The sequence below is a fragment of the Sodalis sp. RH22 genome (assembly GCF_047324165.1).
GTDB lineage: Bacteria > Pseudomonadota > Gammaproteobacteria > Enterobacterales > Enterobacteriaceae > Acerihabitans.
In genome coordinates, this window is record NZ_CP178731.1 from 3,759,486 (window position 1) to 3,783,682 (window position 24,197).

Genomic DNA, 24,197 nt, shown 5'->3' on the forward strand with positions numbered 1-24,197 from the left:
TCAATGCTGGCAGTGGGGGCAAAAGAAGGTGCTGCGCTGGCCGTGCTTCGCCGTCTGGATCGGTGTCCCGCATACCCGGCAGCTTTCTCCCCCGCGCCCATAGACCTGCAGTTCCTGCACAAAATAGCCGGGCTTGCCGTCCGTTTGCATAAAATAGCGCAGCGTGGTGCCGCCCTGCGCTATGGAGCGCAGCAATACCGCCTTGATGGTTTCCGCCAGCAGCCCGGACTCGGCCTCGGTCAGCGAACCGGCGGGGCGCCCGGGCAAGATGCCCGCCACAAACAGCGACTCGCTGGCATAGATATTGCCCACGCCCACCACCAGTTTATTATCCATCAGCCAGGGTTTGACCGGCGTGCGCTTATTGCGTGATTTGCCGAACAGCCAGCGGCCATTGAATTCATCGCTCAGCGGCTCCGGCCCCAGATGCGCGAGCACGCGGCTGGTGGCCAGATCGGCGCTCCACAGCCAGGCGCCGAAACGCCTGGGATCGGTATAGCGGATGGTGCAGCCGTTGCTCATCAGCAGATCCACATGGTCATGTTTTTCCGGCGCCGCCGGCTGCGGCAAGACACGCAGGCTGCCGGACATACCCAGGTGGATAATGATCCAGCCGTCGCCAAGCTCCAGCAGCAGATATTTGGCCCGCCGCTGCACGCTGATGACCAGACGGTCGCGCAGGGCGATGATTTCGTCGGACACCGGCCAGCGCAGGCGCGCGTTGCGCACCACCGCCCGGACAATATGCTGACCGGCGACCCAAGGCTCTATGCCGCGCCGGCTGGTTTCCACCTCGGGGAGTTCTGGCATATACCACCTGTTGTTTTTTAATGCCGCGCAGGCACATGTTGCTCAGGTAAAATAACATGATGATAAAGAGCGCGAAGCACAATTGCCCTTTTCAACAAAACGCCTGCAAAACACGTCATAAAAAAACCCGGCCGGGGCCGGGTTTTTTGCAATCCGCTAAAATTATTTGATTTTAGCTTCTTTGTAAAGTACGTGCTGGCGTACAACCGGATCGAATTTTTTCAATTCCAACTTTTCCGGTTTGGTACGTTTATTCTTCGTAGTGGTATAGTAGTGACCAGTACCAGCAGAAGAAACCAGCTTGATCTTCTCGCGAACACCTTTAGCCATGATTCAGTTCCTTAATACTTTTCACCGCGGGCACGCAAATCGGTCAAGACCGTTTCGATGCCCTTCTTATCAATCACACGCATACCTTTAGCAGATACACGCAGCGTAACAAAGCGTTTTTCGCTCTCAACCCAAAAACGGTGAGAGTGCAGGTTAGGCAGAAAACGGCGTTTGGTCGCATTCATTGCGTGGGAGCGGTTGTTGCCGCTCACCGGGCGCTTGCCGGTAACTTGGCAGACTCGGGACATGTCTATTCTCCAAAAATCTAATCAGCTCGAGCTTCGTAAAAAGGTGTTAGCCGCCTCGTCAGGCTTTAGAGCCCATCTCAGCACATTCACTGAGGAGAGACTTTCAACAGATTTAAATCTGCTGAGATAGGCTCTCAACGCTACACCCAGGATTCTCAAAGGTGGCGTAGTATACGCTTTGAAGCGCAAGTGCTCAAGTCCCGCGCAACTAAAGATCCCGGAGGATCGCAGGAAAGCGTCTCACAACCACCCTTTTTCGGCAAAAGAGACGTATTCTCCCGCCCCAATGACCAAATGATCGAGTACCCGGATATCCAGGAACAAGCACGCTTTGACCACCAGATCGGTTACATCCCGATCGGCGCGGCTGGGTTCGGCTTTTCCCGACGGATGATTGTGCGCTAAAATTATCGCCGCCGCATTGACTTTAAGCGCCTCGCGCAGGATTTCACGCGGATGCACCTCAACGCTGTTCACCGTGCCCTGGAACATCTCCTGATGGCTAATCAGGCGGTGCTGGTTATCCAGGAACATGACCACGAAGACTTCGCGCTCCCGGCGCGCCAGTAATAATTGCAGGTAGCCGCGGGTGATCTCCGGGCTGGTCATGGCGTTTTCGCGCATCAGATGGGAGCAATAAAAACGATGCGCCATCTCGCCAATGGCCTGCAACTGGGCGTATTTAGAATTGCCCAGTCCCTTGACGGCGCAAAGGGTCTGCCGGTCCGCCGTGATGAGTTTATGGACGGAGCCGAACCGCGCCAGCAGGCTTTCGGCATATTGCATAACGTGCATGCCCGGCACGCCGGTACGCAGGAACAGCGCCAGCAGCTCCGCATCGCTGAGCATTGCCGGGCCGAACAACAGTAATTTCTCGCGCGGCGCCAGTTTATCGCGCCATCCTTTCACCTTATGCTGCTCTTCCATCCGCCCGCCTCCATTCATCCGCCCGCCTATCATGCCACCATGCGCGGCCCGGCTCGACGCGATAAGAGAGAAGTTGCGGCCGGCGCTGCAATTTAACACTGGGTGCTTCTTGACGAGAGAGATGCCTGTTCTCGGAAGGGTTATGATAAAATGTTTTTTACTTAAGCTTACAAGCGGACAACCGAAATGACGGAACTTGCCGGCAAGCATATTGTGCTGGGTGTGAGCGGTGGCATCGCAGCCTATAAAAGCCCTGAACTCGTGCGCCGTCTGCGCGACAGGGGCGCGGATGTGCGGGTGGTCATGACGCCCGCGGCCAAGGCGTTTATTACTCCGCTGACAATGCAGGCGGTATCGGGCCATACTGTTTCCGACGATCTGCTCGACCCCGCCGCCGAAGCGGCCATGGGCCATATCGAGCTGGGCAAATGGGCGGATCTGGTCCTGATTGCCCCTGCCAGCGCCGATCTGATGGCCCGTATCGCCGCGGGCATGGCCAACGATTTGCTCACCACCGTTTGCCTGGCCACCGCCGCCAGGATCGCCATAGCGCCGGCCATGAACCAGCAAATGTACCGGGCGCCGGCTACCCAGGCCAACCTGCGCACCCTGGAGTCCCGCGGCGTATTGCTCTGGGGTCCGGATATCGGCAGCCAGGCCTGCGGCGATACCGGCCCGGGCAGGATGCTCGATCCCCTGGATCTGGTCGATCTGGCGCGCCGGCATTTTACCGTCGATCGCTCTTTGGAACATCTCAATATCATGGTGACCGCCGGCCCCACCCGCGAAGCCCTCGATCCGGTGCGCTATATCAGCAACCATAGCTCCGGCAAGATGGGTTACGCCATTGCCATGGCGGCGGCCCGGAAAGGCGCCCACGTCACGCTGGTGACCGGCCCGGTGAATTTACCCACGCCGGCCGGCGTCTGGCGCGTCAATGTCACCACCGCGCAGGAAATGCAGGATGCGGTGATGAAAGACATCGGCAATCAGCACATCTTTATCGGCTGCGCCGCCGTGGCGGATTACCGCGCGGCCGAGCCGGCGGAGGAAAAAATCAAAACCCGGGGTGAGGAAATCACCATCAGGATGATCAAGAACCCGGATATCGTGGCAAGCGTCGGCGCGCTAACGCAACATCGTCCCTATGTGGTCGGATTTGCCGCTGAAACCCAGAATATGGAAGAATACGCCCGGCGCAAACGCGCGGCGAAAAATATGGATTTGATTTGCGCCAATGATGTTTCCCAGCCGGGACAGGGTTTTAACAGCGAGACCAACGCGCTGCATCTGTTTTGGCAAGACGGGGATACCCGGTTACCGCTAAGCGATAAGTCCCTGCTTGGTCAACGTTTAATTGACGAGATTGTCAGCCGTTATGATGAAAAAAATCGACATTAAGATCCTCGATAGCCGCATAGGCGATCGTTTCCCCTTGCCCGCCTATGCCACGACGGGCTCCGCCGGGCTGGATTTACGCGCCTGTATCGACGACGCCGTGGTGCTGGCGCCCGGTGAAACCACCCTTATCCCCACCGGCCTGGCGGTACATATCGCCGATACCGGCCTGGCGGCAGTGGTGCTGCCCCGTTCAGGGCTGGGCCATAAGCACGGCATCGTGCTGGGCAATCTGGTGGGGCTCATCGATTCGGATTACCAGGGACCGCTGATGGTGTCCGTCTGGAATCGCGGCCAGCATGTGTTCACCATCGAACCGGGAGAACGCCTGGCGCAAATGGTGTTTGTACCCATCGTCCAGGTGGAATTCAACGTCGTCGACGAGTTTACCGCCAGCTCCCGCGGGGAAGGCGGTTTCGGCCATTCCGGCCGCCAGTAGGCGTTAACGGGCGGATCTTCCCCGGCATCGACAATTCACTCTTTTAACGCCGTAACACATCATGCTGTTACGGCCGATGCCTGATGTTAATTCATTATTGATGTTGTTACTCAGGGACCTATTCGGCATGGTAGAAAAAAAGAATACGAAACGTAATCGCCGCGAGGAGATTCTTCAGGCATTGGCGCAAATGCTTGAATCCGGCGACGGCAGCCAACGTATCACCACCGCCAAGCTGGCGGCCACCGTCGGCGTTTCGGAAGCGGCGCTGTATCGCCACTTTCCCAGCAAAACGCGGATGTTCGACAGCCTGATCGAGTTTATCGAAGATAGCCTGATTTCCCGTATCAACCTGATCCTGCAAGATGAAAAGGACACCCTTAATCGTCTGCGCCTGATTCTGCAGCTGATCCTGGGTTTTGCCGAACGCAACCCGGGGCTGACCCGCATCATGACCGGTCATGCGCTGATGTTTGAGCAGGACCGGTTGCAGGGCCGGATTAACCAGCTGTATGAGCGTATCGAAGTGCAGCTGCGCCAGGTGCTGCGCGAGCGGAAATTGCGGGAAGGACAGGCGTTTGAACTGGATGAGGCCCTGCTGGCCAGCCAGCTGCTGGCGTACTGCGAGGGCATGCTGTCGCGTTTCGTGCGTACTGAGTTCCGCTATTCGCCGATGCACGAGTTCGACGTGCGCTGGCCGCTGCTGGTGGCCCAGCTGCGCTGAGCGGGTCCAGCCGCGCTTTTCGGCGCTGAGCCCTTAGCGCGCGGCATGGTCCGGCGGCAGCCGATTGTTGCACTGTTTTGCCCGCCGGGTTAACTTAGACACCATATTGACGCTGATAGGCGCGCACCGCCGCCAGGTGATCGGCCAATTCGCTTTTCTCTTCCAGGTAATCGATAAGATCGCGCAGCGTGACGATAGCGATCACCCGGCAATGGTAATCGCGTTCCACTTCCTGTATCGCCGAGATCTCGGCCCGGCCTTTTTCCTGCCGGTCGAGGGAAATCAGCACGCCGGCCAGCTGCGCCTTATGGGCCTCGATAATCGCCATGGATTCGCGGATGGCGGTGCCGGCGGTGATAACGTCGTCCACCAGCATAATCTTGCCCTGCAGCGGGCTGCCGACCAGGCTGCCGCCCTCGCCGTGGTTCTTAGCTTCCTTGCGGTTGAAGCAGTAGGGCACGTCGCGCTCAAAGTGTTCCGCCAGCGCCACGACCGTGGTGGTGGCGATGGGGATGCCTTTATAGGCCGGACCGAACACCAAATCAAAATCGATGCCGGAATCCATCAGCGCGGCGGCGTAAAAACGCCCGAGCAGCGCCAGGTCGCGACCGGTATTAAACAGCCCGGCGTTAAAAAAATAAGGACTTATCCGGCCCGACTTCAGCGTAAATTCGCCGAATTTCAAGACCTGTTTATTTAAAGCAAACTCGATAAACTCACGCTGATACGCTTTCACGGCTACCACTCCTCACAACGGGGCGACTAACGCCGCCCGATATTACCGGCCTTTACCCGGCCAGGGCGGCCTTTTGCGCCTGGATTAACGTTTCTATGCCGCCGCGGGCCAGCTCCAGCAGGGTGATGAGCTCTTCCTGGCTGAAGGGTTCGCCTTCGGCGGTGCCCTGCACTTCAATCATCCGGCCGTCTTCCATCATCACCACATTCATGTCGGTTTCGGCGACCGAGTCTTCCACATATTCCAGATCGCAGCGCGCTTCTCCCGCCACGATGCCGACGGAGATAGCCGCGACAAATCCCTTAAACGGGCTGGTCTTGAGCTGGCCCTTTTTCTGCATTACCGCCAGGGCGTCGGCCAGCGCCACGCAGGCGCCGGTAATGGACGCGGTGCGGGTGCCGCCGTCGGCCTGCAACACATCGCAGTCGAGGGTAATGGTATATTCGCCAAGCTTCTTCAAGTCCACCGCGGCGCGCAGCGAGCGCGCAATCAGGCGCTGGATTTCCAGGGTGCGGCCGCCCTGCTTGCCGCGGGACGCCTCGCGGGCGTTACGGGTATGGGTGGCGCGCGGCAGCATGCCGTACTCGGCGGTGATCCAGCCCTGGCCCTGGCCTTTCAGAAAACGCGGCACGCCCTCCTCCACCGTGGCGGTGCACAGCACCCGGGTCTCGCCGAATTCAATCAGCACCGAACCTTCGGCGTGCTTGGTAAAATGGCGGGTAATGGTGACGGGACGGACTTGCTGAATGTTTCTGCCTGCTGGACGCATGGCTCTCTCCGGGCTGGTATTTCGTGTATTGGCTGCGCATTATACGGTCTTCGGGACCATATGCCTATCATGCCCGGCCATGCGACGGTATAATCCCCCCAACTTTTTTATCGAGACGGGTACGCATATGATCCGCAGTATGACCGCATTCGCACGGCGCGAAGTTAAAGGTGATTGGGGCAACGCCGCCTGGGAGCTGCGCTCCGTTAATCAACGCTATCTGGAAACCTATATTCGTTTACCGGAGCAGTTTCGCGGCCTTGAGCCTGCCATCAGGGAACGCACCCGCACCCGCCTCACCCGCGGCAAGATTGAATGCAACCTGCGTTTTGAGGTCAATCCCAATACGCAAAGCGCGCTGATTTTAAACCAGCCGCTGGCCAAGCAGCTGGTGGAAGCGGCCCAATGGGTCAAGATGCAAAGCGACGAGGGTGAAATCGACCCGATGGAAATCCTGCGCTGGCCCGGCGTGATGGCGGCCGAAGAGCAGGATCTGGACGCCATCGGCGCGGAGCTTCTGGCCGCCCTGGATGCCGCCCTCGATGACTTTATCCTCGCCCGCGAATCCGAAGGCGCGGCGATTAAAATCATGATTGAGCAACGCCTGGCCGGCGTCAGCGCCGAAGTGGCCAAAGTGCGCCAGCAGATGCCCGATATCCTGGTATGGCAGCGCGAGCGCCTGCTGGCCAAAATGGAAGACGCGCAGGTACAGCTGGAAAACAACCGCCTGGAGCAGGAGCTGGTGCTGCTGGCCCAGCGGGTGGACGTCTCCGAGGAGCTGGACCGCCTGGATGCCCATGTCAAGGAAACCTATAATATCCTGACCAAGCAAGAAGCCGTCGGCCGCCGCCTGGACTTTATGATGCAGGAATTTAACCGCGAGTCGAATACGCTGGGCTCGAAGTCGATTAATGCCAGCGTGACGACGTCGGCGATTGAACTGAAGGTACTGATTGAACAGATGCGGGAGCAGATACAGAATATCGAATAATTTCTGCTGACATCCTCTGAATGCCGCAATGCCCTGTTTTCAGGGCATTTTTATTGCCACTAACGTCCAGTTCGCTTTTGATCTGCGCCCCGGGTACTGGACAATCTCATCTGAACTGATGGTCGGCTATGTGCCAAAAGCAGACGTTGCTAAATCAGTCTATGTTAATAAACGGGGGGCAGGGAAGAGTGTAAAAGCGCCGGAAAGCCCCACATCACATTGATGTATCATGAGGCATGAGGCTTTATGCTAAATACACTCAACCCGCATTTTCAATCGATCTCCCGAGACCGATTCTGTACTCATGGAAAGCATGCTTGTTGCACTGTTTTCTAGTATTTCATTCGACGTTATGGAAAAGTGGTTCCGGTAGTACTGGCGGTGTCGAGTCTTCATAGCGCAGCCAGTTCTGCCACTGATTATGAATCCTTAATTCAATCAGGGCTATCTCACGGTCAGTAGCTTTAACCCCTCGAATTGTGCCTCCCTGCCACTCTACACCAGTAGCATGTGATGCCGTATCAATCAGAATGTCCCACGCCTTATTTTCTGCCTCAAAGGCATTAAGGGTCTGGTTATCTTGTGTTGCCGAAATACGTTGACGTGCTGTGTTTAAATACTTCGCTTCGACAGACTTAACTGCATCACGTTTTGTGCCTATACAATCATTCATATCAATAGTTGTCTGCTGGGGATTGTCAGGGCAAGCTATTTCAAAAGTTTCGGTATTATCCTTCAGTACACTGTCTGGCAGCGGAACTTCGGCATAACTGTGTGAAACGTATCCTGATAAAAAAACTAGCGGTATAAGGCGATAGCGTAGTTGAGTCATGGTAGGAAATTATTAAAAGTTACGGATACATCAACAGTAATCCAACTTGAGGGTAAAGAACATCCTGCACAGTGAATTCCTGGATTATACCGGGTCTGTGACCTGCTGCTCGTTGATGAACATACGGCTATGTCAGAAATGACAATACCTGGTTTGAAAGCAATCGCAAACTTCCGCTCCTCGCTCTTGAGGGACAACCATACTCAAATCTCCCACATTGCATGAGATTTGAGTATGAACACATCACCGTGGAACAAAGACCGTATCATCGGCCAGAAAAGACCACTTCAGATATCTCATATCTGGGGGATTAGAATCAGGCTTGAACTGGAGGGTAGAACACGCGATCTGGCTCTGTTCAACATGGCTTTGGACAGCAAACTGCGTGGCTGTGATCTGGTTAAACTAAAAGTGTCAGATGTTTCATATGGTAATTCTGTTTCAAGCAGAGCGACGGTGTTGCAACAGAAGACCGGTAGCCCTGTACAGTTCGAGTTAACTAAGGGGACGAGAGAATCTGTCGCCGAGTTGATAAAACTTGGCAAGCTGCACAGTAAAGACTATTTGTTCCAATCCCGCGTCGGTTCTTGCCAACATATATCAACTCGGCAATACAACCGAATTTTTCATGGGTGGGTCGCAAAGCTTGGTCTCGAAGTTTCGCTGTACGGCACACATTCCATGAGAAGAACAAAACCTTACCTGATATACAAGAAAACCAAGAATCTCCGGGTGATCCAACTTCTGTTGGGTCATAAGAAACTGGAAAGCACAGTGCGTTATCTGGGCATTGAAGTCGATGATGCGTTGGAGATCTCTGAGTCGATTGAAGTATGAGGTCGTCAGGGCTGCTACAGCAGCCTTGTGCCAGAAGCTGACCCTGGCGCTTTGGGCGACCAACGCGCAAAAGATCGTACTCAGGTGCGGCATGGATATCTGTAACCTGTGCTATTAGCATGAACACATCACTAGGGGCGGGTACAGGCAGATGACACGAGAGCGGTTTGAGCGCGGACATCCTGCTGGCGGATTGAGTAAATTAAACGTCATCATTAATTTCAGTGAGTTGCATTTATGCTACGCTTGTATTATCGGTTTCCTTTCGAGGTTTTTTTATGTTAAAAAAATCAGTTAACTACATTTCTCATCAACTCATGTGCGTTCACCATTTACTCCGCAGATAACCGTTAAGACAACGGTTACTGAATTTTTATTACTGATCTGACAACCAGAGGTTGTTGACTTGATATAAGGGAAAAGAATGCTAATGATATTCGATGAGTTATCTGGTGCTCCAATTTGGGTGCCTGCGGTATTGCTCGTCATTCTCTCACTCGCACTGGGGTTCCTGGCCCGATTTATACTTCTCAGGTTCATCCGCTACTGGCAGAATCGTGACCGAAAGCTCTTCAAATCACTTGAAAAACATCTTCGTGGATCAATGTTTCTTTTCATTCCCTTACTGTTGATAAATGTAGGGGTTAATTATATTAACATTCAGCCAAACTCCCTTGATTTTATTACATCCACCCTTAATATCTTTATTATATTATCATTTTGCTCCATTTTAATTCGATTAGTTAATGTTGCGCAAGATATGCTTTTTATCCGCTATGACATTAATCTTTCGAATAATCTTCGTGCCCGTAAAATTCGCACTCAAATAATGTATGTAAAAAAAGTCGCTATTGTATTGCTCGTGTCATTCTGCCTTACTCTGATACTTCTCAGTTTTCCCGGTTTCCGAAAATTCGGCACTACAATCCTGGCCGGTGCTGGGGTTGCCGGAATAATCATTGGGTTTGCCCTTCAGAAGTCGCTTGTCAACCTGTTTGCCGGAATTCAGATAGCTTTTACGCAACCTATAAAAATTGATGATGCTGTAGTCGTCGAAAATGAATGGGGCTGGATAGAGGAGATAAATCTGACTTATGTCGTTGTGCGTATCTGGGACCTTCGTCGACTGGTCCTGCCCATCACATACTTTACAGAAAATCCTTTCCAGAACTGGACGCGTAATAACGCACAGATATTAGGCTCTGTTTTTCTTTACCTCGATTATTCCATGCCATTAGATCCTCTCCGTAAGCATTTTGAAAAAGTCCTCAGTGAAACAAAACTCTGGGATCAACAGACTCAGGTGCTCCAGGTAACCGAAACTACTGACAAAACCATGACCATCAGATTATTGATGACTGCACAGAATTCCCCCATCGCCTGGGATTTACGCTGCCACGTGCGGGAAAAAATGATTGAGTTCATTCAGCAAAATTATCCGCAGAGCCTTCCTCACGTGAGGGCTACACTGACCGATTCGGTGTTTGATCGTCCGAAAGATCAGTAGTTAATCGTTTTCATTTTTTCTGTATACCGTGGAACGTACAGATACTTTAAGCGTGCTGCGTGAGCACCAGGACAACTGAGCTTCCGCTCCTCGCTCAAAGCAGCTGGTCAACTTCGCTTTATTCCCTGCTTAATGAGGCTTTGCGGCTGACCTGCAGGCTATGTGAGGCGAACCGCAGGACCCATTAAACGGCCTGCGCCAATATCCGGACATCTTTCGCCGTTCGCTGTAGAGTGATAATCGCATGTGTCTGGGCAGCTATATGGATGGCCGCTAAAGACAATGAGCTACCCGAAGCGGTGAAAATAGCCAGGAGTCGGCCCGATCTCAGCTTGTTTGATGAGTTAAACCAAAGTTATCGAACTGCTGGCCTGCTCCCGGCATAATGGGAAGCCAATGATTTATTGGTGAGTTTAAACTGATTTAACGTCAGCGAGTTATAAGGAAAACACATGATCGATACACATGCGGTTCTTACCGTGCTGCTGATTTATCTCGCTGGCGTGGTGATACCCGGGCCAAACTTTGTCGCCGTGGTGCATAAAGCGGTCGCTTCCACGCGCTCGGCCGCCCTTGCGCTGGTTGCTGGCATTGTGGTGGTCAACCTATTATGGGCAAGTTGCGCTATCGGCGGAATCGGTTTGCTATTTGCCGCATTCCCTTGGGTTGCGCTGATTGTGAAAATATTAGGGGCAGGATATCTGCTGTGGTTTGGCTTACGCCTTATCCTCAATGCGGGAAGCCAACCCGTTGCGAACGAAAATGCCGTATTGCCAGGTCATTTCCGCCAATCCTTTGTTCAGGGCGTGATGACTAATATCGGTAATCCGAAATCCATGGCTTTTTACGCCGCCATATTCTCTACTGCCGCTCCGGCGCATGTTTCTGCGGGCACCTTTATCGCCATGCTCAGCGTTGTCGGCATCATTGCATCACTCTGGTACGGAGCGGTTGCCATCACCCTTTCTCAACCACGCATTTCTTCCGCCTATCAGCGGGCCAAAAAAGTCATTGATAGGCTTTGCGGCGGGTTGATCATACTGTTAGGGATCAGGCAGATTATTAATTAATCAGCCAAAATTATCCCTGCAGCAGCTTAACCAGTAAAGCAACGTTATAAAATGCATCTTTAACCGGAGCGGCACCGGGCATGGCCCTACCCCAATATTCTGCTCCACCCAGAACTGGAAATCCGGCATGATAAATCCATGCCGTTGACGGAGGTGAGGCCGATGAAAAAATCCCGCTACACCGCAAGGCGTTATCACTCACGGCGCTGTTCTGTATTGGGGTACTTCCCGCAGGGGATCAGGCTGCTTTTACCGCTCTGATTTTTTTTGTGCCGGCATCAGCATTACCATCGGTTTCCATGCTTTCCGATTCATCTGCGGGAGCCTGAGCGCCGATGGCTTCCGGCAATTTGCTGGTGCGCAGTATATGCTGGACGTCGTCTTTATGCTCGGCCAAATAAAGACCCAGCTTTTCAGCCTGCGGTTCATCCAACGGCATCCCACTGGTCAACAACCAGTCGCTGAACGCTTCAGCCATATCGAGCATCTTGTCGTAGGCCTCCGCTTCTTTCTTACTGGCAAATGTCATTTTCTCTTCACCCTTTCTGACGACCACATATTTTGTTTCAATAGCCATAACCGCCTCCAATACTGTAATTATAGCCAGTATATCAGCAAGTGTCGCTCATCGTCCACCACACTTTCAACGGCTGTATGTGCTGTAATCCATTCCCATTAAACAAGTCTTGCTGGTCTCATGCCGGGAGCCATGCAAGCCGCTATGTGATTTATCTGCCGCTGGAATACTCAACCAGCAGCAACTTACGCGCATCTTTGCGCAATAACGGCAACTGCTGCTCCCGGGCAGGTGAAACGGCGAAACCGTAACGCTGGTGGAAACGTGCTGCTTTATTATCCCGGTTTTGAGCGCGATGTCTTGCTGGGTCAGGTACATAGCCTTGCGTGCCGTCTTGACATCCGCGCCGTATCAACCGAACTGCCGCGCCCAGTGGTCCGCCAGCGCGATATCCTTTTCCGCCGGCAAGCCGCTTATGCCGATTGCGCCCACCAGGGCGCCGTTTATCACGATCGGCACGCCGCCGGGCATTGGCAATAAGGCGGCGTCATTGAGCATGCGCATATCCAGGGAACCGTTTTTCACCTCCTCCGACACCAGACGGGTACTGCGCCTGAGCATCAGCGCAGTATAGGCTTTACGTTGCGCCAACAGCCGCGGCAAAGGCGGACAGGAGTGATGGGCGCCAAAGGCCGCCAATTCGCCGTGAACGCCCACCACGGCCACCGCCAGCCCAGTGGTGGCGGGATCCAGCGAAGCCGAGGCGATGATTTCGGCGACTTTACCGATAGCCACCTTATCCTGCAGGATATAACGCGCGGCAAGGCCGGCAGGTTCATTGGCCATGCGCGATACCCTCCCGGATAGTGTCATTGAGCACGCCCAGCTCGTGTTTTTGCCGGTCCGTCAAGGGAACGAACGGCTCCCGCACCGGCCCGAGGTCCTCCAGGCCAAGGCCCGTCATATACTTCGCCGACTGAAAGATCCCCCGCGCCACCATAAATTCGACGGCATTGTTAATCTGCAGCTGGATTTCCCGCGCCCGGTTGAGCTCGCCCCGCCGGAATAAGTCGCGAATGGCCAAAAACCGCTCGGGCTGCAGATTGACCGTGGTGCCGATGGTGGCGGTCGCGCCGGCCGATAGCGCCGACAGGTAGATCTCATCAAAGCCGTTGAAAAAAACCTTGCCGGGATATTTTGCCGCCATGCGCTCCAGGGAATAGAGGTTGTGCGAGGTATGCTTCACCCCCAGCACCTGTTCATCGGTTAATAACGCGTCGGCGGTTTCCTCGTCAAGTTCAACCGAAGTGAATTGCGGGATATTATAGACAATCACCGGCAGCGATATGGCCGCAAGCACCCGCCGGTAATACGCGATGATCTCTTTTTTGGAGAATTTGTAATAATAAGGGGGCACCAGCGATACCGCGTCGGCGCCATCCTGTTCCGCCTGCCGGGCCAGAGAGACCGCGTCAGCGGTCCTCACCGTACCGACATGGGAGATCACCGGCACCCGGCCTTTCACCTGCGCCGCCAGGACGCGCAGCAGCTGTGCCCGTTCCTCCATGCCCAGGAGCGGGCCCTCCCCGGAAGATCCGCAGCAATAAAATCCCTCCACTCCGCGCTCGAGCTGATGTTCCACCACCTTCGCCAGCACATCGTAATTGACGGATTCATCCTCATGCATCGGTGTGACCAGCGCTGAAATGACCCCCCGGTATTTATCCCACCCGCCGCGCTTTACCATGCCGTCCATCCTCCGTCCACCACCACATTGGCGCCGGTCATATACACTGACGCGTCGGAAAGGAGAAACACGATAGTGCCGTTATATTCATCTTCATTGGCCATGCGGCCGATGGGCATGCGGGCGATATAATTTTTCTGGAACCGCGGATCCTGATCCGGTCGCGCCACGCCGGAGATGGTCAGCGTATTGACCCGGATACCGTCCCGGCCCCAGTAGGTGGCGCAATAACGGGTAAAATTGTACAGTCCCGATTTGGCCGCGGAATAGGCGACCGGCTTGATGAAGGGCACGCCGGTATCCTCTTTTTTGTAGCTGTAGATATCCTGCACCGGCGACACCACGCCGTAGATCGATCCGACATTGATGATGGATCCCTTTTTCCCCGCCGCTTTCATCCTGGCGCCTACCTGCTGGGTCGCCAGAAATGTGCCCACCAGGTTGACCTCCACCACTTTACGGAAGACGTCCACGGGGAACTGCTCAAAGGGGCCGGAGACCTCCGGCGGCGCGCTGGGCTGGGTATCGATGCCGGCATTATTCACCAGCCCGTCTGGTACGCCCCATTGCCGCTCGATATCATCCAGCGCACGATTGATACTGCCGCTGTCGGTGATATCAACCTGATAAAACGCCAGGCGCGGGGATTCCCGCTGCTCGCCGAACACCTTCAGCAGCCGTTCTTCAGCGATGTTCTGCGCGAAAACCGCCACCCTGGCCTGCCGTTTATGCAGCTCCTTGACATATTGGGCGCCCAGTTGCCCCAGGCCGCCGGTCACGACGATAATCTTATCTTTGACGGAAAATAAGGTATCTTCCATATGCATCTCCTGCTATCGAGTGATGACGTTATATTTTGTGGGCATGCAAATAGTCTCTGTCCAAAATGATGCCGTGACCGGCCCGCTCGCTGGGAACGTAGTACCCGTCCACCTCCTCGCCGGCGGATAATACGATGCGCAGATCTTTCCAGCGTCCGCCGTCGGTGACTTCCGCATAGGACACATTGGGCACCGCGGCCAGCAGGCTGGCGCTCAGTTCCAGGACGAAATGCGGCGTCATCGGCAGGTTATGCGCGCGGGCGACCGTCGCGACATCCAGGTATCCGGTGATACCGCCGACGCGCCCCAGGTCGGCCTGGACAAAATCCACGGAACCGTTGTCGATATATTGGCTGAACTGGCTGAGATTATAGACATTCTCGCCCAGGGCAATCGGCGTGCTGGTCCTCTCGCGCAGCTGTTTATGGCCGGCGATATTGTCCGACGGCAGCGGCTCCTCAATCCACAGCAGGTTCAACGGATCAAACAGCTTGAATGCCCGCAGGGCTTGGGGGAAATTCCATCCCTGATTGGCATCCACCGCCAGAGGGAATCCCGGCACGGCTTCCTGGATTTTGATTAAGCGCTCGACATCCTCTTCCAGGTCGGGTTTACCCACCTTGACCTTGGCCGCGAGGTACCCCTTCGATTTCCAGCGGCGCACCTGTTCGATCACCTCCTCCACCGACATGTGCAGGTTGATGCCGCTGCCATACAACGGCACGCGATCGCGCACCCGTCCGAGCAAGTCGATGAGAGGCACATTCAGCGTTTTGCCCAGCAAATCCCAGTAGGCGATATCCAGGGCGGAAAGCGCATGGGTGGTGACGCCGGCGCCGCCGACATCGTGAATATATTTGTAACTGCGATCCCAGAGCGCGCGCGGCGACAAGCGCTGTCCGATAACATCCGGGATGATTTCCTTGATCAAGGCCGAAATGGTGGCGCCGCACCAGCCGGAAGTGTGGCTGAAGCCGGTGCCCACCAGTCCGTTGGAGCCATGCACATCGACGATGGCCACCTCAATATCGGTGACGTGGTGGATCTGGTCGCCCCAGGGTCCTTCCGGCAGCGGTACGCGCGCCGTCATCAGTTCGATATTTTCAATTACCGGCATTTTGGTGATAGTCATGATCAGTCCTCTTTCTTTAGTCCGTTCAACAATTCCGGATGCGTGAATCCCGACATCCCGTGGGAAGTGTCTTGCACATCATTTTCATATTCATTGTCGCCGGCGACATGGCCGAAGACTTCGGGCAGCAGGAATGTCGCGGCCAGAAAAGCCAGGAACGGCGCGATGGCGATAAGCGATGAGGCCAGCGGCACGCCCAGGGTGTCAAACAGCGGCGGGAAGACCAGGGTGGTCAGGAACGCGGTGATTTTTACGATGGTATAGCCGATGCCGGATGCCACGCCGCGGTATTTCGGTTTGGCCACCAGCGATACCACGGTCATGCCGCTTTCCGAATCCCAGTAATGGCCCCACAGCATCAGGGCGGCGCCGCCGGTGATCATCAGATAATTCAGTTTGAATACACCGTAGGCGGCTAACAATATGCCGAAAGTCACCAGCAGGAAGCCGAGCTGGCTTAAGCCGCGATGTCCCAGCCGTTTGAGCAACAGCGGTCCGACAAAGGCCGAAAGCGCCGCCACGCAGTTCACCGCCAGCAGCGCCAGGTTGTTCTGGATCTGGCCGGAAATGCCGATGGTCACCAGGATCAGGGGCAGGTAAAAGGAAAAAGCGTAGTTTTCAAACGACTGGACCGCGCAGGAAATCCAGCCGAACAGCGTGGTGCGGCGCGAAAATTTGCGACTGAACAAATCTTTTAGCGCTTCGCCCATGCTCGGCTGTTGGATAGTGACATCGTGTTCAGGCAGCAGATCGTCCAGCAGTTGTCCATCGCGATCGCCATAGTACTGGCGCGCTGCCTTGCGGGCGTCGACAAACCGGCCCCGTTCCACAAACCAGGCGGGGGTTTCGGGCAGTTCACGGCGCAGCATCAGCAGTATAAAGGCGGGGATGGCGGGTACCGCCAGGACGATGCGCCAAACATGATCGCTATGCACGCCAAGGGCGACCAACAGAGTGACCAGGGAAATCGCCGCGAGGATGCCGAGGGCGAACATAAACTGCCATCGGTTGGCCATCACCTCCCGTTTGCCTTTCGGCATCACCTCCATGATGTAGGTGAAGCCGTTGGCGACATCGGCGCCCACCGGAATGCCGGCGAAGCAGCGGATAATCGCCAGCCAGTAGATATTCGGCGCCAGCCCCTGCAGTATGGCGAACAGCGCAAACATCAGCATTGAGCCGAGGAAGATTTTACGCCTGCCCACCTTGTCCGTTAGCCAGCCGCCCAACATGGCGCCGATAATGGCGCCGAACTGGGTGCCGGCGGCGGTGAATCCCAGCAGCCAACTGCTCGGATGATAGATATCTTTGAGAGCGTAGATAATAAACGCCATCGAATAGATATCCCATGACTCGATAAGCAGGGCGGTGATCATCAGCCATCCTGCTTTGGTGGATCCGGGAGCCTCCTGCAAATCCAGCCGTTTCTTGGCCATCAGGATCAGCTTGTCGATATTCATATTCTGGTGCATATATACTCCCATTTACCTTGCTTATTGAGGTACACGAGTATTTCGCCGTTCTGTCTGTCCTACTCATCCTTCGTTGATGCCGGCGCTTCCTGTTGGCCGCGCCAGACGCAGCGGCCGGCAACAGGGTCACGCGTTGCTAGGTTTCACCGCATCGCCGGCGATAAAGACCCGTCTATATTGCGTCAGCGCCCGGGCGCCAAATGCCATGACGTGTATCCAATGACATTTAACAGGCTGCTTCGAGTTAGCTTTGGCGACAAAAAAATACAGGGGAAACAATGCTTAAGCTCACAGGCGCGGCATTGCGCGTTGTCCGCCCACCGGCGGCTCTGCCTCACAACCCGCCCCATGGGCCGTCAATACGGGTCCGCCGCCATCGCCGCCGGGTGAAGACGAAACCTCACCCGTCCCGTTACATCATTAAGCATTTTCAAAACAATGCGTTAACATGCTTGCCTGTATAAAATGAGCACAGGCTTTGCCGCCGGCACGTTTTTTCAGGTAAAGATATTCTTGCTAATTCGAGTTAGCATTTTTACCGAAGATTTTTACCCCGGCAATAATGCCCTGTAAGATTTGTGATAACGTTCACGACAATTTGATTAAGAAACTGAAAAATAATTAATAAATATTTTAGCCTGGGTAGCTTTATGTCATTAAAAATATTCACATTTTCCGCCACCCGCAAAGGCGGCCGAAATATCTGCGCGGGATTCGGATGCCTGGCAGCCGCCCCGGAATTGCGGCTGGATAAGGGTGGGTGAGGAGATCGCATTGAGGGAAGTGAAGTGCACGTTGTATTGGGGCGAATGATCCTCAATCCGCTTTTGCAGGCGCGCCGGCGACAAACGCGCTATGCCGGGCGAGACGTTGTCCCCTGGCCTCACTACGCTGATTTGGCAAGATTAGGAACAGTTAGGGAACCATTAAGATTCGTTCTGCCACTATACAGTCTCATTCAAGCTTTGGTTCTGTGAGCTATGGGCGGGTTGCATTGGTAGGCTAATGTTGCTGGCCGGGCTTTCGGGCCCGGCGATTTTTACACCTTGCCGGATCCATTTTTGCTCCAATACCCTCATCTATTGACTGGGTGCCGATAATTTAAGCAAGGGGATCCCGGCCGTTAAGGCGATGCCATGCTTTCTGACCGCGGGTGGGCAAGCCTTCCCCCGCGCGCGTCTCTTTCTAAGCCCATACCGGTCATCAATAGCGGGGATCATCAAAGACGTTAACAGGCCAGGATGGCCTTTACCCATGGTGGCTCAACGTTCAAACCTGGCATAATTCTATCGTGGCATTCATATCCAGCAGGCACAGAAAAACATGAATCGACTTATCGTTATTTCCGGCTGTTCCGGTGGTGGGAAATCCACGTTACTCGCCGAGCTGAAGCGACGCGGCTATACCGTTGTCGAAGAACCCGGCCGGCACGGCATTCGCTCAGACTGTTGTGTTTGCGTCGTTATCGCCATCGGCATTTAGCGCTTTCCCCTGCACCACCAGCCACTGCTCAAACGCTTGGTGCAATACGGTTTTTTGCACGCTCACCGGCGTTAAGGCCTGGTATTGACAGGGGGCAACGGTAAATTGCGGAAACAGCGGGACAAGACGGCCATGCATTATCTCCGCCGACAGCGTGTTGACCGGCCCCAATCCCACCCCGATCCCTTCCAGCATCGCCTGCAGGGAAACGTGGAAATGGTCGTAACGGCGAAATAAGCTCGCGGGTGTTTTTCGCAGGCCGGCCGCCGCCAGCCACAGATTCCACTGCCCAGGCCTTGTCAGGGTTTCAATGCGGGGACAGGCGAGGACATCCGCGGGCAGGCGGAGCGGATAACGCTTAAGCAGCGCGGGGGAGGCCATCAGGCAATGCTGATCTTGCAAAAACGCGATCGCGGAATACTCCGCTACGCTAATATCACGCCGGATCAACAGGTCATAGTGCCCGATAATGTGCAATTGCTCGGTATTGGCCGTGGAAATCTGCAAATTTGCCTGGGGAAAGCGCGTATAAAAATCATCGAGGCGGGGCAGCAGCCATTTCAGGCACAGTGTGGTCGGCACGCTGACATTAAAGACATTATTACGTCCACCGTTGCCGTAGCGCAGGGCGATGTCGGACAGGTTATCAAACGCGCTCCCCAGCTCCCGGGCCAGCGTCAGGGCGTAAGGCGTCGGCACGCGTCGCTGGCCTTCCCGGCTGAATAAATTAACGCCGAACCATTTTTCAACCACCTGCATATGGCGGCTGACCGCCCCATGGGTAATACATAATTCTTTGGCGGCGGCGGTATAGCTGCCGGCATGGCATGCAACCAAAAATGCCCGTAATGCCGCCAGGGGTGGGAGTGAATGCATAACCAGTCCTTTTTTATCACTATTGCGTGATATTTTATCACGCACCATTCCATTTCTGATCGCTATCATCATGGTTACTACCCCCTGAAAAAGGACGTGCCGGCGTGATGTATCTGATCATTGTCATTATTGGAATAGCGGCCGGCATCATCAGCGGCATGGTGGGCACAGGCGCTTCCATCATGCTGTTGCCGGCGCTGGCGTATACCTTTGGTCCCAAGGCCGCGGTTCCCATCATGGCCATCGCCGCCATTATGGGTAATGTTTCGCGTGTGCTTATGTGGCGCAGGGACATCAATATCAGGGCCTTTCTGTGGTATTCCCTGCCGGGTATCCCCGCCGCCGTCCTGGGCGCCAATACGCTGTGGCTGATGCCTGCGCCCCTCTCCAACTTCTGCATCGGCCTGTTTTTCTTCCTGCTGATCCCGGCGCGCCACTGGGCCAATGCCCGGGCAATAACGCTCAACGCCAGGCAACTGGCGCTGGCGGGCGCACTGGTCGGTTACCTCACCGGGGTGGTTTTCTCCACGGGCCCGCTGACCATCCCCCTTTTTGCCGGGTATGGGCTGACAAAAGGTGCGCTGCTGTCGACGGAAGCGGCCGCCTCCTTTGCTATCTACCTTGCCAAGGCATCGGCGTTCGGGGCCATCGGCGCCCTGCCGCGGTCCGTCGTTATCAGTGGCCTGATGGTAGGCGGTACGCTGGTTGCCGGCATGTACATCGGTAAAATATTCTTGGTGAAAATGGCTGAAAAAACCTTTAACCGCCTGATTGACGCCATGATGCTGGTGGCGGGCGCCTCAATGATTTGGGACGCGCTTAATTGATAAATGATTCCCTGCGGAATATAACGCGCTATAAAATCCATAAAAATAAAAAATAGAACCCAATGGCCAAGCATACATAAAGCCAGCACCGGCAACCGACAATGCCTGGACAGGCGGCGGCGGTAACTATCGCCTGTTTATCAGAGGCGTACTCTCGCGATCCGTAATAATGAGGGATAGCAAATACCTAATAACATAATTAGCATCTATTTAGCGGCCAATTTACCATACCGGGTTATTCACATTATTTCTTGTTCATTTTGAACGGAGGTTGCTTTTTATTAAGTCAATCACGTTATGCGTTACATCATTTTCGTTACATCATTTTTAAGTGACATCCATCACAGTTTTGCACATCCATAGCCGTTTAACTGCACCTCAACGACATTACCGTTGAGGAAATAAAAATGAACGTTGATACCCAGTCTTGCGTGGTTACCGGAAAAAAAGCCGTTGCCGTGGTGGCGCAAAACGTAGAATATTCCGGCCAGGGGACCTTGGTTAAAATATCCCGCGGCGGGATTTGCGGATCCGATCTGCATTATTACCAGGAGGGTGCGGTCGGAAATTTCAAAGTGCGCCAGCCCATGATTCTGGGGCACGAAGTTATCGGCCATGTGGTAAAAAGCGATGCCCCGGGGTTATCCGTTAACCAGAGCGTGGCCATTAACCCCAGCAAGCCCTGTAAACAGTGTAAATATTGCCTGTCCGGTGAGGAAAATCAATGTATTAATATGCGCTTTTTCGGCAGCGCCATGTATTTCCCGCATGTGGATGGCGGATTCACGCAATTTAAAGTCGTGGATACGGAACAATGCATCCCCTTTGACAATGCCCTCGATGAACGCGTCATGGCTTTTGCCGAACCGCTGGCGGTGGCCATTCACGCCGTGAATCAGGCCGGGGACGTTAAGGGTAAAACCGTTTTTGTCTCCGGCGTCGGGCCTATCGGCAGCTTGCTGGTGGCGGCCGCCAAGGCCTCGGGCGCGCGGGAAATCATCTGCGCCGACCTGAGCCAGCGTTGCCTGGATATCGCCGCCCAAATGGGCGCCACCAAAACCCTGCATGCGGCGGCCGGTGATTTCTCCGCGTATGCCGATCAAAAAGGCTACTTCGATATCGCGTTCGAAGCCTCGGGCCATCCCCAGTCCATTACGCGCTGCCTGGAATTAACCCGGGCCAGGGGTACCTTAGTCCAGGTCGGCATGGGCGGCGTGACGCCGGAGTTCCCCATGATGATGGTCATAGCCAAGGAAATCAGGCTGGTGGGGAGTTTTCGTTTCACCACCGAATTTAATACCGCCGTGGCCTGGCTGGGCAACGGCACCATCGACCCGCTGCCGTTGTTATCCGGTGAATATCCGCAGGCCGAACTTGAACAGGCGTTGATCTTCGCGGCGGACAAATCGTTAGCGTCAAAAGTACAGTTGGTTTTTTGAAAATAGGGATCCAAAATGAACGATATTTTTTCATTAAAAAATAAAAAAGCGCTGATTACCGGCTCCGCCCAAGGCATTGGTTTTTTATTGGCCAACGGACTGGCGCAATCGGGTGCGGAAATCATCATCAATGATATTACCGCCGCCCGCGCGGAAAAAGCGGCGCAGCAGTTACGGGACCAAGGGTATACCGCTTATTCTGTCGCATTTGATGTGACGAAAAGCCAGGCCGTTAATAGCGCTATTGAGCAAATTGAGTCCGATATCGGCCCTATTGATATTTTGATTAACAATGCCGGCATCCAGCGACGCCATCCGTTTACCGAATTTCCTGAGAAAGACTGGAACGATATTATCGCGGTAAATCAAACGGCGGTATTTTTGGTTTCACAAGCGGTTGCCCGTAACATGATCAAACGCAACCGGGGTAAAATCATCAATATTTGCTCCATGCAAAGCGAACTCGGCCGTGACACCATTACCCCCTATGCGGCGTCAAAGGGCGCGGTTAAAATGCTGACCCGCGGCATGTGTGTGGAACTGGCCCGTTATAATATTCAGGTTAACGGCATCGCCCCCGGCTATTTTAATACCGAAATGACCAAGGCCCTGGTCGATAACCAGGAATTTACCGCCTGGCTGACCAAACGCACCCCGGCCGCCCGCTGGGGAGACCCGCAGGAACTTATCGGCGCCGCGGTATTCCTGGCGGCGAAAGCCTCTGATTTTGTCAACGGTCACCTGATCTTTGTTGACGGCGGTATGTTGGCGGCAGTCTGAAAGTAAAAAAAATAACGAATAATAAATAAATGACGGGAGCCGCCCGCGGGCGACTTTTCGTCATTAGCATGGGGATTGGATATGCCGATTATAATTATTGCATTAGGGGTAATATTACTCCTGATATTGATGATCAAATTTAAAGTCAATGGTTTTATCGCCCTGGTGTTTGTGGCGGCGGTGGTGGGTATCGCCGAGGGCATGAAACCGCTGGCGGTCATGCACTCGATTCAAAACGGTATTGGCGGCACCTTGGGTGGTTTGGCGATGATCCTGGGATTCGGCGCCATGCTCGGACGCCTGATCTCCGATACCGGCGCCGCCCAGCGCATCGCCACGACGCTGATACAGTTTTTTGGCAAACAACGCATCCAGTGGGCGCTGGTGATAACCGGGTTGGTGGTCGGCCTGGCGATGTTCTATGAAGTCGGTTTCGTCCTCTTGTTGCCGTTGGTATTTACCATTGTGGCCGCCTCGGGGCTGCCTTTGCTGTATGTGGGCATTCCGATGGTCGCCGCCCTGTCGGTGACCCATTGCTTTTTGCCGCCGCATCCCGGCCCTACCGCTATCGCCATCATTTTTAACGCCAACCTGGGCACCACGCTGATTTATGGCCTGATCATCGCTATTCCGACCGTCATTATCGCCGGCCCCCTTTTTTCCAAACTGCTGAAAAAATTTGAAAAAGAACCGCCGGCGGGATTATTCAACCCGAAAATTTTTACCGAACAGGAAATGCCCGGTTTTGCCGTCAGCATGACCGTGGCCATTATCCCGGTCATTCTGATGGCATTGGCCGCGATCGCCGACATGACCATGGCGAAAGACGACGGCGTGCGTCTGTTGCTGGAATTTATCGGTAATCCCGCCGTGGCGCTGTTTGCCGCCATCGTACTGGGTATTTTTACTCTCGGCCTGCGCAGCGGGCGCCAGATCGGCCAGGTGATGGATATCCTGGGCGATTCCATTGCCGCCATCGCCATGATCATTTTTATTATCGCCGGCGGCGGCGCCTTTAAACAGGTATTGGTGGACAGCGGCGTCGGTGATTTTATCGCCAATATCATGCGCGGCACGTCGCTGTCGCCGCTTGTCATGTGCTGGTGCGTCGCGGCGTTATTGCGCATCGCGCTGGGGTCGGCCACCGTGGCGGCGATCACCACCTCGGGCATTGTTTTACCGATTATCGCCGTCACCCATGCCGATCCGGCGCTTATGGTGCTGGCGACCGGCGCGGGCAGCGTGATCGCATCCCATGTCAACGACCCGGGCTTTTGGCTGTTTAAGGGTTATTTTAACCTGAGCGTGGCTGAAACCTTGAAAACCTGGACGGTCATGGAAACACTGATCTCGTTTATCGGATTAGCCGGTGTACTATTGCTCAATATGATTATCCATTAGTTGGCACAGATTTTTTGGAGCGTAACGCGAAAGGATATTCCCGGTCTGCCGGCCATGGCTGCCGGACCGGGATCATCAGAGAGGG

At 54.6% G+C, this 24,197-nt stretch carries 26 protein-coding genes; 12 read left to right on the forward strand and 14 right to left on the reverse strand.

Features of this window, described 5'->3' with window-relative positions:
* From mutM to radC, 4 genes are all read right to left on the reverse strand, one after another.
* Window positions 1-810 (reverse strand): bifunctional DNA-formamidopyrimidine glycosylase/DNA-(apurinic or apyrimidinic site) lyase, encoded by an 810-nt coding sequence (mutM, locus tag ACL2XN_RS17065; RefSeq protein WP_413729126.1) that lies wholly within the window; start codon window positions 808-810, stop codon window positions 1-3.
* Window positions 811-972: 162 nt separating this feature from the next.
* Window positions 973-1,140, reverse strand: coding sequence for a 50S ribosomal protein L33 (gene rpmG, locus ACL2XN_RS17070; RefSeq protein WP_012882902.1), 168 nt, complete (start codon window positions 1,138-1,140; stop codon window positions 973-975).
* An 11-nt stretch (window positions 1,141-1,151) separates the two neighbouring features.
* Complete coding sequence (rpmB, locus tag ACL2XN_RS17075; protein ID WP_132924257.1) at window positions 1,152-1,388, reverse strand: 50S ribosomal protein L28; 237 nt, start codon at window positions 1,386-1,388, stop codon at window positions 1,152-1,154.
* Window positions 1,389-1,628: 240 nt separating this feature from the next.
* Entirely contained in the window at window positions 1,629-2,315 is a 687-nt protein-coding gene (radC, locus tag ACL2XN_RS17080; RefSeq protein WP_410012745.1) for a RadC family protein, read from the reverse strand.
* Between the two features lie 186 nt (window positions 2,316-2,501).
* Between radC and coaBC the strand changes: the two genes are divergently transcribed.
* From coaBC to slmA, 3 genes are all read left to right on the forward strand, one after another.
* Entirely contained in the window at window positions 2,502-3,716 is a 1,215-nt protein-coding gene (gene coaBC / locus ACL2XN_RS17085; protein WP_413729127.1) for a bifunctional phosphopantothenoylcysteine decarboxylase/phosphopantothenate--cysteine ligase CoaBC, read from the forward strand.
* Window positions 3,694-4,152, forward strand: coding sequence for a dUTP diphosphatase (gene dut / locus ACL2XN_RS17090; RefSeq protein WP_413729128.1), 459 nt, complete (start codon window positions 3,694-3,696; stop codon window positions 4,150-4,152). The genes coaBC and dut overlap by 23 nt, the downstream gene beginning before the upstream one ends.
* Window positions 4,153-4,279: 127 nt before the next feature.
* Window positions 4,280-4,876, forward strand: coding sequence for a nucleoid occlusion factor SlmA (gene slmA, locus ACL2XN_RS17095; RefSeq protein WP_410012748.1), 597 nt, complete (start codon window positions 4,280-4,282; stop codon window positions 4,874-4,876).
* A 94-nt stretch (window positions 4,877-4,970) separates the two neighbouring features.
* On the opposite strand, the gene pyrE is transcribed toward slmA, so the two are convergent.
* Together pyrE and rph are read right to left on the reverse strand one after the other, a co-directional pair.
* Window positions 4,971-5,612 (reverse strand): orotate phosphoribosyltransferase, encoded by a 642-nt coding sequence (gene pyrE / locus ACL2XN_RS17100; RefSeq protein WP_410012749.1) that lies wholly within the window; start codon window positions 5,610-5,612, stop codon window positions 4,971-4,973.
* A 52-nt stretch (window positions 5,613-5,664) separates the two neighbouring features.
* Window positions 5,665-6,381 (reverse strand): ribonuclease PH, encoded by a 717-nt coding sequence (gene rph, locus ACL2XN_RS17105; protein WP_413727410.1) that lies wholly within the window; start codon window positions 6,379-6,381, stop codon window positions 5,665-5,667.
* A gap of 127 nt (window positions 6,382-6,508) precedes the next feature.
* Between rph and ACL2XN_RS17110 the strand changes: the two genes are divergently transcribed.
* Complete coding sequence (locus tag ACL2XN_RS17110; protein ID WP_413721797.1) at window positions 6,509-7,372, forward strand: YicC/YloC family endoribonuclease; 864 nt, start codon at window positions 6,509-6,511, stop codon at window positions 7,370-7,372.
* A gap of 340 nt (window positions 7,373-7,712) precedes the next feature.
* Here ACL2XN_RS17110 and ACL2XN_RS17115 read toward each other — a convergent pair whose 3' ends face one another.
* Entirely contained in the window at window positions 7,713-8,204 is a 492-nt protein-coding gene (locus ACL2XN_RS17115; protein WP_413727412.1) for a lysozyme inhibitor LprI family protein, read from the reverse strand.
* 234 nt (window positions 8,205-8,438) lie between these two features.
* Here ACL2XN_RS17115 and ACL2XN_RS17120 point away from each other — a divergent pair, with 234 nt between their 5' ends.
* The 3 genes from ACL2XN_RS17120 to ACL2XN_RS17130 all read left to right on the forward strand — a co-directional run bounded on the left by ACL2XN_RS17120 (window position 8,439) and on the right by ACL2XN_RS17130 (window position 11,618).
* Complete coding sequence (locus ACL2XN_RS17120; RefSeq protein WP_413721794.1) at window positions 8,439-9,041, forward strand: site-specific integrase; 603 nt, start codon at window positions 8,439-8,441, stop codon at window positions 9,039-9,041.
* A 424-nt stretch (window positions 9,042-9,465) separates the two neighbouring features.
* Window positions 9,466-10,548, forward strand: a complete 1,083-nt coding sequence (locus ACL2XN_RS17125) for a mechanosensitive ion channel family protein (RefSeq protein WP_410012756.1) — start codon at window positions 9,466-9,468, stop codon at window positions 10,546-10,548.
* A 452-nt stretch (window positions 10,549-11,000) separates the two neighbouring features.
* Window positions 11,001-11,618: a LysE family translocator gene (locus tag ACL2XN_RS17130; RefSeq protein WP_413729130.1), complete on the forward strand. Its 618-nt coding sequence runs from the start codon at window positions 11,001-11,003 to the stop codon at window positions 11,616-11,618.
* Window positions 11,619-11,856: 238 nt separating this feature from the next.
* Here the strand turns inward: ACL2XN_RS17130 and ACL2XN_RS17135 are convergent, their stop codons facing one another.
* The 6 genes from ACL2XN_RS17135 to ACL2XN_RS17160 form a co-directional block, all read right to left on the reverse strand.
* Window positions 11,857-12,195: a YebG family protein gene (locus ACL2XN_RS17135; protein ID WP_413729132.1), complete on the reverse strand. Its 339-nt coding sequence runs from the start codon at window positions 12,193-12,195 to the stop codon at window positions 11,857-11,859.
* Between the two features lie 351 nt (window positions 12,196-12,546).
* Entirely contained in the window at window positions 12,547-12,981 is a 435-nt protein-coding gene (locus ACL2XN_RS17140; protein ID WP_410012759.1) for a GlcG/HbpS family heme-binding protein, read from the reverse strand.
* On the reverse strand, window positions 12,971-13,882 hold the full coding sequence (locus ACL2XN_RS17145) for a dihydrodipicolinate synthase family protein (protein WP_413729133.1): 912 nt from the start codon (window positions 13,880-13,882) through the stop codon (window positions 12,971-12,973). Before ACL2XN_RS17145 ends, ACL2XN_RS17140 begins: the two co-directional genes overlap by 11 nt.
* A complete protein-coding gene (locus tag ACL2XN_RS17150) occupies window positions 13,876-14,703 on the reverse strand; it encodes an SDR family oxidoreductase (protein WP_410012761.1) in 828 nt (275 codons plus the stop codon). Before ACL2XN_RS17150 ends, ACL2XN_RS17145 begins: the two co-directional genes overlap by 7 nt.
* A gap of 28 nt (window positions 14,704-14,731) precedes the next feature.
* Window positions 14,732-15,835: a mandelate racemase/muconate lactonizing enzyme family protein gene (locus ACL2XN_RS17155; RefSeq protein WP_410012762.1), complete on the reverse strand. Its 1,104-nt coding sequence runs from the start codon at window positions 15,833-15,835 to the stop codon at window positions 14,732-14,734.
* 2 nt (window positions 15,836-15,837) lie between these two features.
* Complete coding sequence (locus ACL2XN_RS17160; protein WP_410012763.1) at window positions 15,838-17,307, reverse strand: MFS transporter; 1,470 nt, start codon at window positions 17,305-17,307, stop codon at window positions 15,838-15,840.
* 1,323 nt (window positions 17,308-18,630) lie between these two features.
* Here ACL2XN_RS17160 and ACL2XN_RS17165 point away from each other — a divergent pair.
* Window positions 18,631-18,789 carry an AAA family ATPase gene (locus ACL2XN_RS17165; protein ID WP_413729135.1) on the forward strand — a complete coding sequence of 53 codons (159 nt, stop codon included), beginning with the start codon at window positions 18,631-18,633 and terminating at the stop codon, window positions 18,787-18,789.
* Here ACL2XN_RS17165 and ACL2XN_RS17170 read toward each other — a convergent pair.
* Window positions 18,748-19,665, reverse strand: a complete 918-nt coding sequence (locus tag ACL2XN_RS17170; RefSeq protein WP_413729137.1) for a LysR substrate-binding domain-containing protein — start codon at window positions 19,663-19,665, stop codon at window positions 18,748-18,750. The two genes, ACL2XN_RS17165 and ACL2XN_RS17170, sit on opposite strands and share 42 nt — an antisense overlap.
* Window positions 19,666-19,772: 107 nt before the next feature.
* Here ACL2XN_RS17170 and ACL2XN_RS17175 point away from each other — a divergent pair, with 107 nt between their 5' ends.
* The 4 genes from ACL2XN_RS17175 (at window position 19,773) to ACL2XN_RS17190 (ending at window position 24,112) form a co-directional block, all read left to right on the forward strand.
* Window positions 19,773-20,492, forward strand: a complete 720-nt coding sequence (locus tag ACL2XN_RS17175; RefSeq protein ID WP_413730986.1) for a sulfite exporter TauE/SafE family protein — start codon at window positions 19,773-19,775, stop codon at window positions 20,490-20,492.
* Window positions 20,493-20,899: 407 nt separating this feature from the next.
* Window positions 20,900-21,931 (forward strand): L-idonate 5-dehydrogenase, encoded by a 1,032-nt coding sequence (idnD, locus tag ACL2XN_RS17180; protein ID WP_413727419.1) that lies wholly within the window; start codon window positions 20,900-20,902, stop codon window positions 21,929-21,931.
* Window positions 21,932-21,946: 15 nt separating this feature from the next.
* Window positions 21,947-22,711, forward strand: a complete 765-nt coding sequence (idnO, locus tag ACL2XN_RS17185; RefSeq protein ID WP_410012767.1) for a gluconate 5-dehydrogenase — start codon at window positions 21,947-21,949, stop codon at window positions 22,709-22,711.
* Window positions 22,712-22,792: 81 nt separating this feature from the next.
* On the forward strand, window positions 22,793-24,112 hold the full coding sequence (locus ACL2XN_RS17190; protein ID WP_413729138.1) for a gluconate:H+ symporter: 1,320 nt from the start codon (window positions 22,793-22,795) through the stop codon (window positions 24,110-24,112).
* Window positions 24,113-24,197 lie beyond the last annotated feature (85 nt).

Coding starts and splice junctions, on each gene's coding strand:
- ACL2XN_RS17160 (WP_410012763.1), bottom strand. CDS start 17,307: ATGCACCAGAATATGAATATCGACAAGCTGATCCTGATGGCCAAGAAA.
- rpmB (WP_132924257.1), bottom strand. CDS start 1,388: ATGTCCCGAGTCTGCCAAGTTACCGGCAAGCGCCCGGTGAGCGGCAAC.
- ACL2XN_RS17140 (WP_410012759.1), bottom strand. CDS start 12,981: ATGGCCAATGAACCTGCCGGCCTTGCCGCGCGTTATATCCTGCAGGAT.
- ACL2XN_RS17115 (WP_413727412.1), bottom strand. CDS start 8,204: ATGACTCAACTACGCTATCGCCTTATACCGCTAGTTTTTTTATCAGGA.
- ACL2XN_RS17125 (WP_410012756.1), top strand. CDS start 9,466: ATGCTAATGATATTCGATGAGTTATCTGGTGCTCCAATTTGGGTGCCT.
- idnO (WP_410012767.1), top strand. CDS start 21,947: ATGAACGATATTTTTTCATTAAAAAATAAAAAAGCGCTGATTACCGGC.
- ACL2XN_RS17120 (WP_413721794.1), top strand. CDS start 8,439: ATGAACACATCACCGTGGAACAAAGACCGTATCATCGGCCAGAAAAGA.
- dut (WP_413729128.1), top strand. CDS start 3,694: ATGATGAAAAAAATCGACATTAAGATCCTCGATAGCCGCATAGGCGAT.
- ACL2XN_RS17130 (WP_413729130.1), top strand. CDS start 11,001: ATGATCGATACACATGCGGTTCTTACCGTGCTGCTGATTTATCTCGCT.
- ACL2XN_RS17165 (WP_413729135.1), top strand. CDS start 18,631: ATGAATCGACTTATCGTTATTTCCGGCTGTTCCGGTGGTGGGAAATCC.
- slmA (WP_410012748.1), top strand. CDS start 4,280: ATGGTAGAAAAAAAGAATACGAAACGTAATCGCCGCGAGGAGATTCTT.
- ACL2XN_RS17110 (WP_413721797.1), top strand. CDS start 6,509: ATGATCCGCAGTATGACCGCATTCGCACGGCGCGAAGTTAAAGGTGAT.
- idnD (WP_413727419.1), top strand. CDS start 20,900: ATGAACGTTGATACCCAGTCTTGCGTGGTTACCGGAAAAAAAGCCGTT.
- ACL2XN_RS17170 (WP_413729137.1), bottom strand. CDS start 19,665: ATGCATTCACTCCCACCCCTGGCGGCATTACGGGCATTTTTGGTTGCA.
- ACL2XN_RS17145 (WP_413729133.1), bottom strand. CDS start 13,882: ATGGTAAAGCGCGGCGGGTGGGATAAATACCGGGGGGTCATTTCAGCG.
- ACL2XN_RS17150 (WP_410012761.1), bottom strand. CDS start 14,703: ATGGAAGATACCTTATTTTCCGTCAAAGATAAGATTATCGTCGTGACC.
- ACL2XN_RS17135 (WP_413729132.1), bottom strand. CDS start 12,195: ATGGCTATTGAAACAAAATATGTGGTCGTCAGAAAGGGTGAAGAGAAA.
- coaBC (WP_413729127.1), top strand. CDS start 2,502: ATGACGGAACTTGCCGGCAAGCATATTGTGCTGGGTGTGAGCGGTGGC.
- radC (WP_410012745.1), bottom strand. CDS start 2,315: ATGGAAGAGCAGCATAAGGTGAAAGGATGGCGCGATAAACTGGCGCCG.
- rpmG (WP_012882902.1), bottom strand. CDS start 1,140: ATGGCTAAAGGTGTTCGCGAGAAGATCAAGCTGGTTTCTTCTGCTGGT.
- ACL2XN_RS17155 (WP_410012762.1), bottom strand. CDS start 15,835: ATGACTATCACCAAAATGCCGGTAATTGAAAATATCGAACTGATGACG.
- rph (WP_413727410.1), bottom strand. CDS start 6,381: ATGCGTCCAGCAGGCAGAAACATTCAGCAAGTCCGTCCCGTCACCATT.
- ACL2XN_RS17175 (WP_413730986.1), top strand. CDS start 19,773: ATGTATCTGATCATTGTCATTATTGGAATAGCGGCCGGCATCATCAGC.
- mutM (WP_413729126.1), bottom strand. CDS start 810: ATGCCAGAACTCCCCGAGGTGGAAACCAGCCGGCGCGGCATAGAGCCT.
- ACL2XN_RS17190 (WP_413729138.1), top strand. CDS start 22,793: ATGCCGATTATAATTATTGCATTAGGGGTAATATTACTCCTGATATTG.